Origin of the sequence: Pseudophaeobacter sp. EL27 (genome assembly GCF_900313025.1) — a bacterium.
Lineage (GTDB): Bacteria > Pseudomonadota > Alphaproteobacteria > Rhodobacterales > Rhodobacteraceae > Pseudophaeobacter.
In genome coordinates this window covers 315,779-331,705 of sequence record NZ_OMPQ01000009.1, presented here as the reverse complement: position 1 = coordinate 331,705, position 15,927 = coordinate 315,779, and the positions used below count along the sequence as shown (strand labels likewise).

15 protein-coding genes are annotated in these 15,927 nt (G+C 58.0%); 10 read left to right on the top strand and 5 right to left on the bottom strand.

Features of this window, described 5'->3' with window-relative positions; translation table 11 throughout:
• Nucleotides 1-2 precede the first annotated feature (2 nt).
• Both ctaA and ED661_RS09275 read right to left on the bottom strand, forming a co-directional pair.
• On the bottom strand, nucleotides 3-1,151 hold the full coding sequence (gene ctaA / locus ED661_RS09280) for a heme A synthase (protein ID WP_122074085.1): 1,149 nt from the start codon (nucleotides 1,149-1,151) through the stop codon (nucleotides 3-5).
• 84 nt (nucleotides 1,152-1,235) lie between these two features.
• Nucleotides 1,236-2,018, bottom strand: coding sequence for an RNA methyltransferase (locus ED661_RS09275; RefSeq protein WP_122073638.1), 783 nt, complete (start codon nucleotides 2,016-2,018; stop codon nucleotides 1,236-1,238).
• Between the two features lie 185 nt (nucleotides 2,019-2,203).
• On the opposite strand from ED661_RS09275, the gene ED661_RS09270 reads away from it, so the two are divergent.
• Nucleotides 2,204-2,836: a thiamine phosphate synthase gene (locus ED661_RS09270; RefSeq protein WP_122073637.1), complete on the top strand. Its 633-nt coding sequence runs from the start codon at nucleotides 2,204-2,206 to the stop codon at nucleotides 2,834-2,836.
• A 98-nt stretch (nucleotides 2,837-2,934) separates the two neighbouring features.
• Here ED661_RS09270 and ED661_RS09265 read toward each other — a convergent pair whose 3' ends face one another.
• Nucleotides 2,935-4,029 carry a HupE/UreJ family protein gene (locus ED661_RS09265; RefSeq protein WP_174214168.1) on the bottom strand — a complete coding sequence of 365 codons (1,095 nt, stop codon included), beginning with the start codon at nucleotides 4,027-4,029 and terminating at the stop codon, nucleotides 2,935-2,937.
• Nucleotides 4,030-4,075: 46 nt separating this feature from the next.
• Between ED661_RS09265 and ED661_RS09260 the strand changes: the two genes are divergently transcribed.
• From ED661_RS09260 to ED661_RS09245, 4 genes are all read left to right on the top strand, one after another.
• The gene (locus tag ED661_RS09260; protein WP_122074084.1) at nucleotides 4,076-4,909 is read left to right on the top strand and encodes a DUF4198 domain-containing protein; all 834 of its coding nucleotides are present in this window, start codon (nucleotides 4,076-4,078) and stop codon (nucleotides 4,907-4,909) included.
• 74 nt (nucleotides 4,910-4,983) lie between these two features.
• On the top strand, nucleotides 4,984-5,913 hold the full coding sequence (locus ED661_RS09255) for a PfkB family carbohydrate kinase (RefSeq protein WP_122073635.1): 930 nt from the start codon (nucleotides 4,984-4,986) through the stop codon (nucleotides 5,911-5,913).
• Nucleotides 5,910-6,824: a pseudouridine-5'-phosphate glycosidase gene (locus tag ED661_RS09250; protein WP_122073634.1), complete on the top strand. Its 915-nt coding sequence runs from the start codon at nucleotides 5,910-5,912 to the stop codon at nucleotides 6,822-6,824. Before ED661_RS09255 ends, ED661_RS09250 begins: the two co-directional genes overlap by 4 nt.
• 100 nt (nucleotides 6,825-6,924) lie before the next feature.
• Nucleotides 6,925-7,620: a DUF502 domain-containing protein gene (locus ED661_RS09245; RefSeq protein WP_122074083.1), complete on the top strand. Its 696-nt coding sequence runs from the start codon at nucleotides 6,925-6,927 to the stop codon at nucleotides 7,618-7,620.
• A gap of 111 nt (nucleotides 7,621-7,731) precedes the next feature.
• Here ED661_RS09245 and ED661_RS09240 read toward each other — a convergent pair whose 3' ends face one another.
• Nucleotides 7,732-8,505, bottom strand: a complete 774-nt coding sequence (locus ED661_RS09240) for a 3-hydroxybutyrate dehydrogenase (RefSeq protein WP_122073633.1) — start codon at nucleotides 8,503-8,505, stop codon at nucleotides 7,732-7,734.
• Between the two features lie 404 nt (nucleotides 8,506-8,909).
• Here ED661_RS09240 and ED661_RS09235 point away from each other — a divergent pair, with 404 nt between their 5' ends.
• Nucleotides 8,910-10,727 (top strand): extracellular solute-binding protein, encoded by a 1,818-nt coding sequence (locus ED661_RS09235; protein WP_122073632.1) that lies wholly within the window; start codon nucleotides 8,910-8,912, stop codon nucleotides 10,725-10,727.
• A 483-nt stretch (nucleotides 10,728-11,210) separates the two neighbouring features.
• Here ED661_RS09235 and ED661_RS09225 read toward each other — a convergent pair whose 3' ends face one another.
• The gene (locus tag ED661_RS09225; RefSeq protein ID WP_122073630.1) at nucleotides 11,211-11,834 is read right to left on the bottom strand and encodes a helix-turn-helix domain-containing protein; all 624 of its coding nucleotides are present in this window, start codon (nucleotides 11,832-11,834) and stop codon (nucleotides 11,211-11,213) included.
• 64 nt (nucleotides 11,835-11,898) lie between these two features.
• Here ED661_RS09225 and ED661_RS09220 point away from each other — a divergent pair, with 64 nt between their 5' ends.
• The 4 genes from ED661_RS09220 to ED661_RS09205 all read left to right on the top strand — a co-directional run bounded on the left by ED661_RS09220 (nucleotide 11,899) and on the right by ED661_RS09205 (nucleotide 15,891).
• Nucleotides 11,899-13,407 carry a class I adenylate-forming enzyme family protein gene (locus tag ED661_RS09220; protein WP_122074082.1) on the top strand — a complete coding sequence of 503 codons (1,509 nt, stop codon included), beginning with the start codon at nucleotides 11,899-11,901 and terminating at the stop codon, nucleotides 13,405-13,407.
• 3 nt (nucleotides 13,408-13,410) lie between these two features.
• Complete coding sequence (locus ED661_RS09215; RefSeq protein ID WP_122073629.1) at nucleotides 13,411-14,106, top strand: DsbA family oxidoreductase; 696 nt, start codon at nucleotides 13,411-13,413, stop codon at nucleotides 14,104-14,106.
• Complete coding sequence (locus ED661_RS09210) at nucleotides 14,103-14,513, top strand: potassium channel family protein (RefSeq protein WP_122073628.1); 411 nt, start codon at nucleotides 14,103-14,105, stop codon at nucleotides 14,511-14,513. Before ED661_RS09215 ends, ED661_RS09210 begins: the two co-directional genes overlap by 4 nt.
• A gap of 163 nt (nucleotides 14,514-14,676) precedes the next feature.
• On the top strand, nucleotides 14,677-15,891 hold the full coding sequence (locus ED661_RS09205; RefSeq protein WP_122073627.1) for a multidrug effflux MFS transporter: 1,215 nt from the start codon (nucleotides 14,677-14,679) through the stop codon (nucleotides 15,889-15,891).
• Nucleotides 15,892-15,927: the final 36 nt, after the last annotated feature.

Here is a 15,927-nt window from a genome sequence, read left to right as displayed (position 1 = left end):
GGTCAATGGTCCTTAATCGAGGTTGAAATCGGATAGGCGGCCAAGAAGCGCGCCCGCAGGATCGCCACCCAAAGGCCAACGGCCACCAGCTGATGGGTGATCGCCGCATGCCAGGGAGCCGCGTAGACTACGGTGACAATGCCCAACAGGATCTGCAGGCACAAAACCGCAAAGGCAAGGGTGAAGGCGCTGCGGGTCATCACATGCGCCGAGCCCCGCCCTTTGAGCCAGACAACAACACCAAAGGCAAACAACAGATAGCCGCAGATCCGGTGAATGAACTGCACAAGTCCCGGGTTTTCAAAGAAATTTACCCAGAGAGGGTCAAACATCAGCGGGTTCGGCGGGATCAGCTGACCGCCCATCAAGGGCCAATCGGTATAGGAACGCCCCGCATCAATGCCCGCCACCAAAGCCCCCAGCAGGATTTGCAAAAAGGCAAAATGCAGCAATCCGGTGGACAGACCAAAGATCTTGGCCTCTTTGGCGCGGCGCGCCTGCATCAGATCCCGTTCGCTGCGCCCCAGTTGGAAAACATACCAGGCAATGAAGCCCAGAATAACAAAGGCCAGTCCCAGATGGGTCGCCAGCCGGTAAGAGGCCACAGATGTCATACCCTCACCCTGGGTCACGCCTGAGGCCACCATCCACCAGCCAATCGCGCCCTGAACGCCGCCCAGAAGGCCCGGAAGCGCCAGCCGCCCGGCCCAACCGGTGGGGATTTTCTTGGTGATCCAGAAACCAAAAAAGCCAACAGCCCAGATCAGCCCCATAACGCGGCCCAGCTGACGATGGCCCCATTCCCACCAGTAGATGGATTTAAAGTCCGCCAGCTCCATCCACTGGTTCTCAATGCGCCATTGATCAATCTGTTTGTATTTGTCGAACTCGGCCTGCCATTCCACCTCTGACAAAGGTGGCACAGCCCCGGTGACCGGGCGCCATTCAGTGATCGAGAGGCCGGAATCGGTGAGCCGTGTCAAACCGCCCACCACGATCATGGCAACCACCAGGGCAAACAGCACCATCAACCAAGCGCGAATAGCGCCGCGCGCACCGCTGCGACCGCGATCGATCATGCCCGGCGTAACTGCTGGGGCGGCGTCGGATTTGTCGCCCGAGACCTCTTCAAAAATACTGCGCTTGCTCATGCTTGCCTCTTTTAGAACTGGGGCCAAGCTAGGCAGGCTTGCCGCGAAGGTCCAGAGCATGCGCGCCAATCACACCCCGAGATGTCACTTTTCTGTGGTGCCCTCAGTCTCAACGCGGGCAGGATCGTCCTTGTGTCGCCAGCGTACCATCTGCCGCATGACCCCATGCAGCATCTGCACATCCGCCCGCGTCAGTGGCAAACGGCTGAACATATTGCGAAACACCACCTTCATGCCCGCCGCCTTGGTCTCAGGAAAGAAAAACCCGGCCTCATCCAGGCGATCTTCATAATGACTGACCAGAGCCTCTACATCGCGGCCCGTTGCCCAATCGGTTTTGCCCAACTCGATGGTCTCATCCGCCACCTCCTGGGTTTGGCGCTGCCACTCATAGGCCGTCAACAACACGCATTGGCCAAGGTTCAGGGAGGCAAATTCAGGGTTCACCGGCACCGAGATGATCGCATTGGCGCGGGCGATGTCGTCATTCTCCAGCCCAGCGCGTTCCGGACCAAAGAGCACCGCGACCTTTTCGCCAGCTTTGATCTTTTGTGCCGCCAGCCTCATCGCCGCTTCGGGGCTATAGACCGGTTTTACCAACTCCCGCGGGCGCGCCGTAGTGGCAAAGACAAAGGAGCAATCCTCCAGGGCTGCGGGCAGATCCTCTGCCAGGACGGCCTCATCCAGCAGACGCCCAGCGCCTGAGGCCATGGCAACGGCCTTGGGGTTGGGCCAGCCGTCCCGGGGCGAAACAATGCGCATACGGTCCAGACCAAAGTTCCACATGGCACGGGCCGCCGCACCGATGTTTTCCCCCATCTGCGGACGGACCAGGACAAAGGCAGGCTGTGGTGTTGGGCTGGGCATTTGGTTCTCCGCTTCAGACCGCCTTGCTGTAGTCGCCAGACCGCCAATGAGCAACCCATATGACCGGCCAAGCCTCCGCCACGCGCGGTGCAATGCGGGAATTGATGCCATAAACCCGCCAAAACCTTGCGCTCTGCCACAAAACCGCTAAAACCCGTGCTTCAAAGTGAACAGGAGTGACCTGCATGGACAACGCCTCAGAAGCCCCCGAAGCCCCGCAGATCTACCTGATCTCCCCACCAAGTTTTGAGCTGGGTCGCTACCCCGACATGCTGGCCCGGGTGCTGGACAGCACCGAGATCTCCTGCCTGCGGCTCAATATGGCCAGCCGGGACGAAGACACCCTGAGCCGTGCAGGCGACGCCCTGCGCGAGGTCTGCCACGCCCGTGACGTGGCAATTGTGATCAGTGACCACCAGATCCTGGCCGAGCGCCTGGGGCTGGATGGTGTACATCTGAATGATGCTTCCAAATCCGTGCGCACCGCCCGCAAGGCTCTGGGGCCGGATGCGATTGTTGGCAGTTTCTGCGGCGCCTCGCGCCATGACGGTATCAGCGCTGGTGAGGCCGGGGCGGATTATGTGAGTTTTGGTCCCGTTGGCACCTCCGGCCTGGGCGATGGCGCCGTGGCCGAGACCGAGCTATTTGAATGGTGGTCGCAGATGATCGAAGTCCCTGTGGTGGCTGAAGGCGGTCTGACTGAGGATCTGATCCGGACCGTTTCACCCTTTACCGATTTCTTTGGTCTGGGCGAAGAGATCTGGAACACCGAAGACCCGGTTACCACCCTGCGCCGTTTCATGGCTGCAATGGGTTAAACCCCGGACCTCCTCTATCAGTCCAGCTACATGAGTAGGTATTCTAAGGCGCAGGAAGACACCTCTGCGCCTCTTTCTTTGTTGCTGCCTTTCTTTTCTCACAGGAATACACGCTCGTAGAACCAATAGCTGCCTATCAGCGCTATGGTTACTGAGGCTGGAATGGCCACACGGCCGCGATATTTGGGATGTTTGCCGAACCAATAGCCCAGGATGCCATAGGCCAGCGCAATCACCGTCAATTGCCCCAGCTCCACCCCGACATTAAAGCCAAGCAGTGCCGGAATGATCTGTTCCTGTGGTAGGCCAAACTCTCCCAGCACCGAAGCAAAGCCAAGCCCATGCAACAGCCCGAAGGCAAAAACCACCAAGGGCCGCCAGAGATGCAGGCGGCGGGCAAAGATGTTCTCAACCGCGACAAAGACAATTGAGGCGGCAATCAAGGGCTCAACCACCGCGGCATTGACGCTCACCAACCCCAAAGCGCCCAGCGCCAGGGTAATGCTATGCGCCAGGGTAAAGGTGGTCACCTGCCACAGTAACGGTGCCAAACGGGTACTGAGGAAAAACAGCCCCAGGACAAACAGGATGTGATCCAAGCCCTTTGGGAGAATGTGATCAAACCCAACTGGCAGGTAGTTTTGAAACACCTCCCAAGCGCCTTGGACAGCGCCGCCTGTCAGGGAGATGGAGGGAGAGCGCCCCCCGCCCAGAAGATAGCCCGTATAGGGCTCTGGAACGCCATTTTGACGTAGAACCACCGCCCCGGAGCCTTTCGGCCAATCTAACCGCAGATACAGCGCCGAACTCGGCAGCACTCCCGTCAGTTCCAGCACTGTAGCGCGCGGCAGGCTGGCGTCGCCCACCTCAGGGATAGCGACCTTCTCAAGTTGCAACAGCACCGGACCACCGGCCTCGACCTGCAGCTCAGGCATCCAGTCCTCGACAAACAGGCGCACCATGGGTTCCAATTCGTCTTGCTGCATGTTGCGCAGCAAATCGTAATCGTCAGAGCGATCACTGCTATTTGTGTCGCTACGATTGTCCAGATCAATCCCGGCAACAAAAGCCTCGACATTCAGTCGAAGCATCAAGGTGAGTTGACCTTCGGAGGTTTCAAAATCTGCAATTGTCGGCGTGACCTCATGGGCGCGCCCTATCAACGGCAGGAAAAACAGCAGGCTTGACAGCATCAAGAGGATGACCACCTTGAGACAACCCAATTGCAAAGTCCGATAAATGCCCAATCCTCTGTCCCGCTCTGTTTTTCTGTCGGCTTTCTGCCTGACGTCCCTATTGGCGCCCATAAAACCGGCGCTTTCTCATGAGTTTTGGATTGAGCCGGAAAAATATCAAGTAAAATCCGACGACTCTGTCAAAGCAGGGCTCAGAAATGGTCAAATGTTCAAAGGCGCTCGCCTGCCCTACTTTGCCAGCCGGATCCGCAGGTTTGAAACCATCCAAGGGACAACCCAAACACCCTATACTGCCAGAATGGGGGATATGCCCGCGCTGGTGCTTGAGGACCTCGAAGCCGGCCTGCTGATCGCCCTCCATGAAACCACCCCCGATCTGATCACCTATGAGAGCTGGGAAAAGTTCTCGGAATTTGCCAATGCCCAAGGGTTTCATGACATTGAGGCCCGGCATCAGGACCGCGGTCTGCCCGATGCCGGTTTTGGCGAATACTACATCCGTCATACCAAGCTTCTGGTTGCTGTCGATCATGGCAGAGGCACGGATCGCGCCTTTGGCATGGAAACTGAGTTTGTGGCTTTGCAAAACCCCTACACTCTCTCGCTACCAGCCGATGGAAGTGCTGCAGAAATAGGCGTGCAACTGCTGTATCAGGGTAGCCCCAGACCGCAGGCCCAGGTGGAGCTGTTTGACCGCGCCCCCGACAACACGGTTCAACGCCACCTGTTGCAAACCAATGCGGTCGGCGTGGTTCAGATCCCTGTGCGGGCCGGGCAGCGTTACCTTCTGAATGCTGTTGTCTTGCGGCCCTTAGAGGGAGAGGCCGAGGCGGTCTGGGAGACGCTTTGGGCCTCCCTAGTTTTTGCCATCCCCTAGCACCGGCACAAAGGCTTGCGGTCTTTTTCCGCTTGTCGCTTGCGAGGCGCGACAAAAGGCGCAATAGAGTTGTCATGACACAGGATAACGCCACATCTCTCGCCTCTCGTGATGACGCTGCGCAGGTGCTCTGCATCGGGTCGGTTCTTTGGGACATCATAGGCCGCTGCCCGGCTGAAATGCGCCGGGGCTCTGATATGCCGGGACGCATCACCCGCCTGCCCGGTGGTGTGGCGATGAATATCGCCATGACCTTGGCGCGCTTTGGGCTCAAGCCCAATTTGTTGAGCGCAGTGGGGCGCGACCCCGAAGGCGATGAGCTGATCGCCGCCTGCGCCCATCTGGGCTGCCGTACCGACCATATCTATCGCTCCGAAGATTTGCCGACCGACCGCTATATGGCGGTTGAAGGCGGCAATGGGCTGATTGCGGCCATCGCAGATGCCCATTCCCTGGAGGCCGCAGGCGACAAAATCCTGCGCCCGTTGATGGATGGCACCCTGGGCTCGCGTGAGGCCCCCTATCAAGGCGCCATTGCGCTGGATGGCAATCTGACCCTCTCTCTGCTCGCCGAAATTGCCAGCGACCCCGCGTTTTCCAAGGCCAACCTGCATGTGGCGCCAGCCTCACCCGGCAAGGCAGAGCGGCTGCGCCCCTTTTTGAACGCCACCCGCGGCACGCTCTATGTGAACCTCGAAGAGGCGGGGCTGCTGTGCCAGACGACCTTCACCAACAGCGAGCAGGCCGCCTTGGCGCTGATCGCCCGGGGCGCAGCCCGTGTTCTGGTCACCGATGGTGGCGCCTCGGCCAGTGAGGCCAGCGTTGCTGGTGATGCGATAACCCAACACCCACCACGCGTGAGCGTCGCCCGTGTCACCGGCGCCGGTGACACCTTTATGGCCGCACATATCGCCGCCGAGGCCCGTGGTGAAGACAGACAGGCGGCACTTGCCAGTGCACTGCAGGCCGCCGCCACCTATGTTTCAGGAGATTCCCCACTGTGATCGAGATTCAATACTCTACCGAAGTGCGCGCTGCAAAAGCCTCAGGCAGCGCCATTGTGGCCCTGGAAAGCACCATCATCACCCATGGCATGCCCTACCCACAAAATGTTGAAGTGGCCGCACAGGTGGAGCAGGATATCCGCGATGCGGGCGCCACCCCGGCCACGATTGCAGTGATGGCGGGGGTTTTGCATGTGGGGCTGGAACCCGCTCAGTTGCAGGCGCTGGGCCAGACCAAAGGTGTGGCAAAGGTATCGCGCGCGGATATGCCCGCCTGCATTGCCATGGGCAAAACAGGGGCCACCACAGTTGCCGCCACCATGATCGCAGCGCGCCTGGCCGGGATTACGGTCTTTGCCACCGGCGGCATTGGTGGCGTCCACAAGGGAGCCGAGACCAGTTTTGACATCTCAGCGGACCTGATGGAGCTGGCCCAGACGCCAGTTACGGTTGTCGCCGCTGGTGCCAAGGCCATTCTGGACATTCCAAAAACACTGGAAATTCTTGAAACCCAAGGGGTTCCGGTCATTTCCTACGGCCAGGACAGCTTTCCCGCCTTTTGGTCGGCTCAGTCTGATCTGATGGCGCCACTGCGTATGGACAGCGCAGCTGAAATTGCCCGTGCGCAGATCACCCGCAGCACCATGGGCTTGCCCGGTGGCCAGCTGATTGCCAACCCGATCCCGCATGAGGCCGAAATCGCAGCTGAGGTCCTCGCGCCGGTGATCGCCCAAGCCCAAAGCGAAGCTGATGCGCAGGGGGTTTCCGGCAAAGCCGTAACGCCCTTCCTGTTGCAACGTATCTTTGAACTGACTGAGGGACGCTCGCTGACGGCAAATATTGCATTGGTGCGTAACAATGCACGGCTTGCGGCGGAAATCGCCAAAGAAATGGCCGCGCTTAACGCCTGAGTGACTTTCCTTTGACTCGGGCATTGCTCCTGACGGGATCAGTACCTAGGTTCTGGCTAACGCAACGGACGTGACTGTTCCTCATACCTGATTGTTTCTGATGACCACACCCTTTGACGAAGACCCCATTCGCCACCGACCTGGCCTGTTTGCGCGGCTGCGCTCCTCGTTTTTCACCGGGATTGTGGTGATTGCGCCGGTTGGGCTGACCATCTGGTTGCTCTGGACCGTGGTCGGCTGGGTCGATTCCGTGGTTCTGCCCCTGGTGCCCCACACCATTTCGCCAGAGAAATACATCGGCATCAATCTACGTGGCATCGGGCTTATCTTCTTTTTGCTCTTTACCATTGTCATTGGCTGGATCGCCAAGGGCATCATTGGCCGCTCACTGATCGGGTTTGCCGAAAACCTGGTCGAACGTATGCCCGTGGTGCGCACCATCTATTCCGGTATCAAACAGATCTCGGAAACGGTTTTTGCCCAGTCCGAACGCAGCTTTGAAAAGGCTTGCCTGATCCAATACCCCCGCCGCGGCATCTGGGCGATCGGCTTTATCTCGACCACGGCCAAGGGTGAAGTCTCGGAACAGACCAATACCGGCAGCCCCTTGATGAGTGTTTTTCTGCCCACCACGCCCAACCCGACCTCGGGCTTTTTGCTCTTTGTCCCTAAGGACGATGTGATCGAGTTGGATATGAGCGTAGAGGACGCCGCAAAGCTGGTGATCTCAGCCGGGCTGGTCTACCCCAACGCCAAGGATCCCAGCTCTCCAGAGCAGCCAGAAAAGACTTCCTGAGCAGCCCTGATTTCGGGCTGGCGACCAGCCATTTCAAAGCAAACAAAAAGGGAAGGCACTGCGCCTTCCCTTTTTGTTTGTGGTTCGCTGCAATGGGTTTGCAGGAGCTGCTTAAAGCGCGGTCCAGCCACCATCAACGCTCAGGGTGGTGCCGGTGATCTGCGCTGCCGCATCTGAGCAGAAAAAGACGGTCGATCCGCCCAGCTGCTCAACTGTGGCAAACTCCCGCGAGGGCTGGCGCTCCAGCATCACCTGCTTGATCACCTCATCGCGCGACATGTTGTACTTTGCCATCGTATCCGGAATCTGCGCCTCGACCAGTGGCGTCAGCACATACCCGGGGCAGATGGCGTTGCAGGTGATCGGTTCTTCTGCCGTTTCCAGAGCAACAGTTTTTGTCAGACCAACAACCCCGTGCTTGGCCGCGACATAGGCCGATTTGAACGGTGACGCGGTGAGCCCATGGGCAGAGGCGATATTCACCACCCGCCCCCAACCTGCCGCCCGCATCATCGGCAGCGCCACAGCCGTGGTATGAAAGGCAGAGCTGAGGTTGATGGCCAGGATCGCATCCCAGGTCTCTGCCGGGAATTCATCAACCGGGGCTACATGCTGGATGCCGGCATTGTTCACCAGGATATCACAGCGCCCGGCCTCTTGGATCAACCCACGGCAGGCCGCACCTTTGGACATATCGGCCTGGATATACCGGGCAGTGACCCCGAACTCCGCTGCGACCTGCGCAGCCAGCGCGTGATCCTCGTCGCGGTTGGTAAAGGAATTCAACACCACATCCGCACCAGCGCGCGCCAATTCGCGCGCAATGCCAAGACCAATGCCCGAGTTTGATCCGGTGATCACAGCGGTTTTTCCCTGGAGCGTCATCTGTTGTTCCTTCCTTGGATCCTGAGAAGATTTTGCCCCCTTCTTGCCATGCCAGTGAGGCAAAAGAAACGCGTAGGACTACGTAGCCTATTCCCCTGATGCCCTGGCCGCAAAACTGGCCGTATCCTGCGCCAACGAAAAGGACCGTGATCAAAGCAGCGTCAAAAACCGCGCAATTGCGAGAACAGAAATTTGGGGAGACTGGACAGCCCCAAAAAAAACGCCCGCACGAAGCGGGCGTAAAGTTATTGAGGCAGGTTTCATACAGGCAAGAAACCTATCGAGCAGTGACTCCTTTATAAGCAATTTCCCCGTTTCATCCAAGCTAAAAGTTTTAAATGACGATGTGGGGTCACTGGGGTATAGAGCCAAGAAAATAAGGGCTGTAGGGGATTGTTGCCAAAGTGACGCCAGATTTTTTCCAAAAACTCAAAGTTGCAACCTCTGGAATCCTGCTGTTTTGCAGCACAGATCTTGCAGTCGCAGAATCATCACATGGCATAGCTATGTATGGTGACCCCGCTCTACCACATGATTTTGTATCCCTACCCTACGTAAACCCGAATGCTCCGAAGGGTGGGAAAGTGGTGGTAGGAAATACCGGCGGTTTTGATACCCTTAATCCATTTGCCCAAAAAGGCACCCCTCCGTGGCAGCTCAGATTCTGGGGATATGAGAGCCTGATGGGGCGGTCCTGGGACGAAGCTTTCACTCTTTACGGGCTGTTGGCCGAATCAGTTGAAGTGCCCGAGGACCGATCCTGGGTCGAATTCAGCCTCCGACCCGAGGCGCGTTTCTCCGATGGCAGCCCGGTCACCATTGAAGATGTGATCTGGTCCTACGAGATGCTCGGCACCCAGGGACATCTCCGCTATCGCGGCTTTTGGAACAAAATTTCAGAGATCCGCCAGACCGGCCCTTTGAGCCTGCGCATCACGTTCAACACCCCTGATCGAGAACTCGCTCTGATTGCAGGCCTGCGACCGATTTTGCAAAAATCACAATGGCAGGGCAAAGATTTTGCCGCCTCTGGTCTGACAGAAGCGCCAATTGGAACCGGCGCCTATGTGGTCGCGGATTTTGAGGCCGGACGCCAGATTACCCTAAAACGCAATCCCGATTATTGGGGCAAGGATTTACCCTTTCGCGTTGGAACGCAGAATTTTGATGAGCTGCGAATTGATTTCTTTGGCGACCAAACTGTTCTGTTCGAGGCCTTCAAGGCGGGTGAGCTGAGCAGTTACCGGGAATTCAACGCTGACAAATGGGCCAGTGCCTATGGGTTTTCCGCCGTTACAGAAGGGCGGATTGTCAAAAGCGAGATCCCCCACAAGCGTCCCTCGGGGATGACCGGGCTCGCAATCAATACCCGCCGTGCTCCGCTGGATGATTGGCGTGTGCGCGAAGCCCTGCTGCTGGCTTTCAACTTTGAATTCATCAACGAGACCATAACTGGCAGCGCTCAACCGCGTATCAGCTCTTACTTCTCCAATTCACATCTTGGATTGCGCCCCGGTGCGGCCACTGGTCAAGTTGCGCAATACCTCACCCCCTTTGCTGATGATTTGCTGCCAGGCACGCTCGAAGGGTATGAATTGCCGCAAAGCGATGGGACCAAACGCAATCGCAAGAACCTGCGAAAAGCAGTGGCGCTGCTGGAGGAGGCCGGGCTGACGGTGCAGGATGGGGCTTTGCGCGATGCAAAGGGCACCAAGATCGCCCTGAACGTCTTGCTGCGCCAGGGCGACAGCGAAATGAAGACCGTGGTAGAGATCTATGCCCGGGCCCTTGAACGCCTAGGCATTGCCCTGACACCTGAGGCCGTCGACAATGCGCAATATGTGGGACGTCAGAACAGTTTTGATTTTGATCTCACCCGGGTCCGCCGTGAACTCTCGCTGAGCCCAGGCAACGAACAAAAGCTGTATTGGGGTTCTGCCGGGGCTGAACAGCCCGGCAGCCGCAATCTCATGGGCGTCGCCTCACCAGCGGTGGATGCGATGATCGACACCATGCTGAGCGTCAAGGCGCCTGAGGATTTTGTCGCAGCAACCCGCGCCTTGGATCGGGTTCTGACAGCCGGTCGCTATGTGATTCCCATCTGGTCCTTTGACAAGGGTCGCATTGCCCATGCGCGTGAGCTGAAGTTTCCCCAGACGCTGCCAATCTATGGTGATCGCACCGGTTTCATGCCGGATGTCTGGTGGCATGAGGAGAACTAACCCCCTGATCACAATCGCCCATTCCAGACGGATCTCTCTCTTCTAGAGATCCGCCTGTTCCGTCTTGGCCCAGCGGCTGAATCTCCAACGTTCCTTTTTTGCCGTTTTTTGATATAGTGACCCTGCGTAAGTGGTAATTGTTTCAAGAGAGGCACCAATCATGATACTCAGCCCTCCCCCGCTGTGCTGGGAGGCAATGTACCCCCGGGCCAAACAGCGGTTTCCTCATCTAAAACGTGAAACAATCCCCAGTATTGAACGGGATCGTGAGGGTTTTGTGAGCCATCTTGCCAATACCCATCACCTCACCCTACGCGAGGCCCGCGAAGAAATCGAAGATTTCCTCTTTACCGAAAGCCTGCATGCTGAGCTGGAAACGGACCAAGCCTAAGGCGACGAACAGATGGGCCATAGTTCGATGAATGACCAACCGCAGCTGAAGTTTAGCGGCATTTATGCATCCGGAGTGCCAGGAGCCTGCGCTTAGCTGAGCGAGGTCACCCAGAGAATGGTCGCATCTTCTTGACTTTGTGACACCACATTGTGCCCCATCGCGGCGTCATAATAGGCGCTGTCACCGCGACGCATCTCAACCGGTTCATAAAACTCGGTAAAGAGCGTCACCACTCCGGTGAGCACATACAGAAACTCTTCACCGTCATGCCGTACCCACCCGTCGAATTCCTCCATTGAGCGCGCTCGAACCCGCGCCCGGTAGGGCAACATCTGTTTTCTGCGCAGCCCCTCGGCCAGCAACTCATGCTCATAGGTCGCGGTGGCCTGGGCAGAACCGTCGTTGAACTTGGTCACGGTCATACGGCCATTGACCTGATCGCGCTGAGGCGGTGTGAACAGCTGCGGCACCGAGATCTGCAGCCCAACAGCAAGCTTTTTCAAAGCTTCATAGGTGGGTGACATCTGACCGTTTTCGATCTTTGATAGGGTCGAACGCGCCAAACCAGCCTGATTGGCGGCATGTTCCAGCGTCCAGTCGCGGGCCTTGCGCAGCTCACGCACACGCACGCCCAGGTCCAGAGGCTCGGCCTCGCGTTCTTCGCCATTGGCACGGGCTATGGTAATCAGCGATTTGGGGTCTTGTCCTGTCATAGAGCTTCTATATGACGCCCGGTGGGCGCTTGCAACGCAGCACTTGTCGCGCTAGCCAATGGAAATGCTGTCTATCTTTGATCAAGGCGCCTTTGCGCCCTGCCCCTCTCCCTTCAATCTGGCCGCCTTTGTGCTGCGTCACGCGGTTGATCTGGCCCAAAAGCCGGGTCTGGAAGTTGTGGGTGCTGCCGGCTCGCAGATTTGGAGTTTTGCCCAGTTGGAAGCCGCCGTGCGCGGCACCGGCACCGGGCTATTGCAGGCCGGGCTGGAGCCGGGTCAGATCGTGCTGATGCGGCTGGGAAATACCGTTGATTTTCCCATCGCCTATCTTGGGGCAATTGCCGTGGGGCTGGTGCCGGTGCCAACCTCGTCGCAACTCACCGAGGAAGAGGTGGCAAAGATGATCACCGACCTCAGCCCTGCTGCAGTGCTGCGGGATCCGCAGGTTGCCTCTGCCCCTCATGACAAACAGATCCTGCTGTCCGAGTTACAGGCGATGCGCCAGCTCACCCCCTGTGCCTATGATCTGGGCGATCCCGATCGCATGGCCTATGCGGTCTATACCTCCGGCACCAGCGGCAAGGCCCGTGCCGTGGCCCATGCCCATCGGGCGATCTGGGCCCGGCAGATGATGGTCACAGGCTGGTATGATCTCAAACCCAGCGATCGGTTGCTGCATGCCGGTGCCTTCAACTGGACCTTTACGCTGGGCACCGGGTTGATGGATCCCTGGACCATTGGCGCCACGGCCCTGATCCCGGAACCGGGCACTGATCCTGTCGATCTACCCGCCCTGTTGCAGGCCAATAACGCGACAATTTTTGCCGCCGCGCCAGGTGTTTACCGCAAGATCCTCAAAGGCGGAGCCACTATGGAGCTTCCGGTTCTGCGCCATGGGTTATGCGCCGGTGAAAAACTCTCAGGGCATCTGCACAGCGCCTGGAACACCGCCACCAACACCGAGCTTTTTGAGGCCTATGGCATGTCGGAATGCTCTACCTTTATTTCCTCCAGCCCAGCGCATCCGGCACGGGGCGAGGCGTTGGGGCAACCGCAGCAGGGGCGCAAGATCGCCATCCTCGGCCCCGAAGGCCCTGTCCCCCAGGGGCAAGAGGGCACCATCGCCATCGCCAGCAGCGACCCCGGCTTGATGCTGGGATACCTGAACGCCCCGGAGGAAACAGAGGCGCGCATGCAGGATGGCTGGTTCCTGACCGGCGATCAGGGGGCCATGGCGGTTGATGGTCAGATCAGCTATCTTGGCCGGGCTGACGATATGATGAATGCCGGCGGTTTTCGCGTCTCCCCGATCGAGGTAGAAACCCAGCTGTCAGCCCATCCCGGCATCACTCAGGTTGGCGTTGCCACGGTTGAAGTGAAAACTGACAGCCACATAATCGTTGCTTTCTACACCGGTCCAACCCTATTGGATCCCTCCGAACTGGAGGCTTTTGCCGCCACGCATCTGGCCCGCTATAAACAGCCGCGCGCCTATGTTCATCTGGACACTCTGCCAAGTGGTGCCAATGGCAAATTGCTGCGCCGCGCCCTGCCCGCCTATTTCAAAGGATAGCCCATGACCGCCGACCTGACCGCCGATCAAACTGCCGACCTGCCAAGCGTCAAGCTGGACATCATCTCCGACCCGATCTGCCCCTGGTGCTATATCGGCAAGACCCATCTGGATAAGGCCTTGGCCGAAATCCCCAATCATCCCTTCGTGATTGAATGGCACCCCTTTCAGCTGAACCCCGATATGCCCCGCGAGGGCATGGGGCGGCGCGACTACCTGGAGGCCAAATTTGGCGGCAAAGAAGGCGCAGTACGTGCCTATGCGCCGGTGGTTGAACATGCTGAAAATGCGGGTCTGAGCATTGATTTTGAAGGCATGCAGCGCACGCCCAATACAATTGATGCCCATCGCCTGATCCATTGGGCCGGGATCGAGGGCAAACAAGGCGCCATGGTGGATGCGCTGTTTGATGCCTATTTTGCCCAGGCCCGCGATATTGGCGATACCGATGTTCTGGTCGAGATCGCCACAAAGGTCGGCATGGAGGCGGACGTGGTCCGTCAGCTTTTATCTGGTGACAATGATGCCGAGGATATTCGCAACCGCGATGCCCATTCGCGCAAAATGGGGGTGACTTCGGTTCCCACCTTTATCATTGCCAACCAGCATGCGGTTCCCGGAGCGCAGCAGCCCGAGATGTGGAAACAGGTCATCGCGGATATTGTGCGGCAACTTCAGTCTCCTGAGGCGGATACATGACCCAGCTGAGGAACATCACCATCTTTGTTGCACTGCTGGTTGTCATCTCTGGCAGCACGGTGTTTTTCCGTATCGTCGAAGGCTGGAGCTGGCTGGATTCCTATTTCTTCACCGTGGTGACGATCTCTACCGTCGGCTATGGGAATCTGGTGCCCGTCACCGCCGCCGGCAAGCTGGCCACGACCTTTTTGATCTTTGGTGGTCTGGGTGTTTTTGCCCTGGCGATCCATGAATTCGCCAAGACCCAACTGCTGAAGCGGCAAGAGCACAATGAGTGGCTCTTTGCGCGCCTGGGTCACCACAAGGAGAGTCACGAAGAAAAAGTGGCCAATAAAGATGACCAGCCACATGGATCTGCCCAGGGCGGGCTGCCCTCAAGCCCTCAGAGCTCAGCTGCGAAAGACTAGCTGACACGACGTTCCCAGTTGAAGTAATTCACAAAACAACAATGCACAGACCCCTGTGCATTTTGAGCCATGGCCTGCACCACTCTGGCGTGATAGCCGAGTGGTGACGAGGCCCGGCCCGGATTCAATTTCAGGATCCCCGATGTCTCTTGTGAGGATCCCAATGACGACCAAACCCGCCCAGGCCATGTCTAAGGCCGAATTCATTTCTCTGGTTGCAATGATGATGGCCACGATTGCCTTTTCCATCGACGCAATGCTGCCTGCCTTGCCGGAGATTGGCGCCCAGCTGAGCCCGACCGACGTCAACCGGGCCCAGCTGATCCTGACCTCATTTGTGCTTGGTATGGGCATTGGCACCTTTTTCACTGGCCCGCTCTCGGATGCCTTTGGTCGCAAACCGGTGATCATTGCCGGGGCGACGCTTTACATCCTCTCTGCCGGGGTCGCCTGGGCCTCCTCTTCGCTGGAGCTGGTTCTTATCGCGCGGGTGGTCATGGGGCTGGGGGCAGCCGGGCCACGGGTTGTTGCCATCGCCATCGTACGTGACCTGTATTCCGGCCGCGAAATGGCGCGTATGATGTCGATCGCGATGATGATCTTTACGCTGGTTCCGGCAATTGCGCCAATGCTGGGTCAGTTTGTCATCCTGATCGCTGGCTGGCGCGGAATTTTTGCGGCCTTTGCCCTGTTTGCCCTGATCATTGCCCTGTGGACCATGCTGCGCCTGCCTGAACCTCTGGCGATTGAAAACAGACGTGCCTTTCGGTTGCCGTTGATGATGGCTGCGGTCAAGGAAATGATCCAACATCCGACAGTACGCCTGTCGATTGTGGTACAGACCTTTTGTCTGGCGATGCTTTTTACCATGATCACTATGGTGCAGCAGATCTATGACATCATTTTTGATCGCGCCGACAGCTTTCCCTTTTGGTTCAGCCTTGTGGCCTTGATCTCCGGCAGCGCCAGCCTGCTGAATGCCGCCGTTGTGGTGCGCATCGGCATGCGTCGCATCGTGACCTGGTCCCTGGCCGGCCAGATCATCCTCTCTGGCCTCATGCTCACCCTTGAAGGGTTTAACCTCCCTGGTGCTGTGGCCTTTGGTCTGTTTGTCGTCTGGCAAACCAGCATCTTCTTCATGGCCGGCACCACCCTGGGTAATCTCAACGCCATGGCGATGGAGCCCATGGGGCATATTGCCGGCATGGCCGCCTCTGTCATTGGGGCAATTTCCACCGTGTTTGCCGCCGTCATCGCGGCCCCTATTGGGTTGTTCTTTGATGGAACACTCTTGCCAATCACCCTGGGTATTCTGGTCATGTCCAGTATCAGCTACCTGCTGATGCTGCATATCGCCCGGGTTGAAGCTCGGTTATAAGGTCAGGCGCGGCCTACAATCACCGGCTTGTCGCTG

Bases quoted from the DNA above. Each gene is read 5' to 3' on its own strand.
- ED661_RS09255 (WP_122073635.1), top strand. From the start codon at position 4,984: ATGACACAGGATAACGCCACATCTCTCGCCTCTCGTGATGACGCTGCG.
- ED661_RS09260 (WP_122074084.1), top strand. From the start codon at position 4,076: ATGCCCAATCCTCTGTCCCGCTCTGTTTTTCTGTCGGCTTTCTGCCTG.
- ED661_RS09275 (WP_122073638.1), bottom strand. From the start codon at position 2,018: ATGCCCAGCCCAACACCACAGCCTGCCTTTGTCCTGGTCCGTCCGCAG.
- ED661_RS09225 (WP_122073630.1), bottom strand. From the start codon at position 11,834: ATGACAGGACAAGACCCCAAATCGCTGATTACCATAGCCCGTGCCAAT.
- ED661_RS09245 (WP_122074083.1), top strand. From the start codon at position 6,925: ATGACCACACCCTTTGACGAAGACCCCATTCGCCACCGACCTGGCCTG.
- ED661_RS09270 (WP_122073637.1), top strand. From the start codon at position 2,204: ATGGACAACGCCTCAGAAGCCCCCGAAGCCCCGCAGATCTACCTGATC.
- ctaA (WP_122074085.1), bottom strand. From the start codon at position 1,151: ATGAGCAAGCGCAGTATTTTTGAAGAGGTCTCGGGCGACAAATCCGAC.
- ED661_RS09265 (WP_174214168.1), bottom strand. From the start codon at position 4,029: ATGCTGTCAAGCCTGCTGTTTTTCCTGCCGTTGATAGGGCGCGCCCAT.
- ED661_RS09210 (WP_122073628.1), top strand. From the start codon at position 14,103: ATGACCCAGCTGAGGAACATCACCATCTTTGTTGCACTGCTGGTTGTC.
- ED661_RS09220 (WP_122074082.1), top strand. From the start codon at position 11,899: ATGCTGTCTATCTTTGATCAAGGCGCCTTTGCGCCCTGCCCCTCTCCC.
- ED661_RS09215 (WP_122073629.1), top strand. From the start codon at position 13,411: ATGACCGCCGACCTGACCGCCGATCAAACTGCCGACCTGCCAAGCGTC.
- ED661_RS09240 (WP_122073633.1), bottom strand. From the start codon at position 8,505: ATGACGCTCCAGGGAAAAACCGCTGTGATCACCGGATCAAACTCGGGC.
- ED661_RS09205 (WP_122073627.1), top strand. From the start codon at position 14,677: ATGACGACCAAACCCGCCCAGGCCATGTCTAAGGCCGAATTCATTTCT.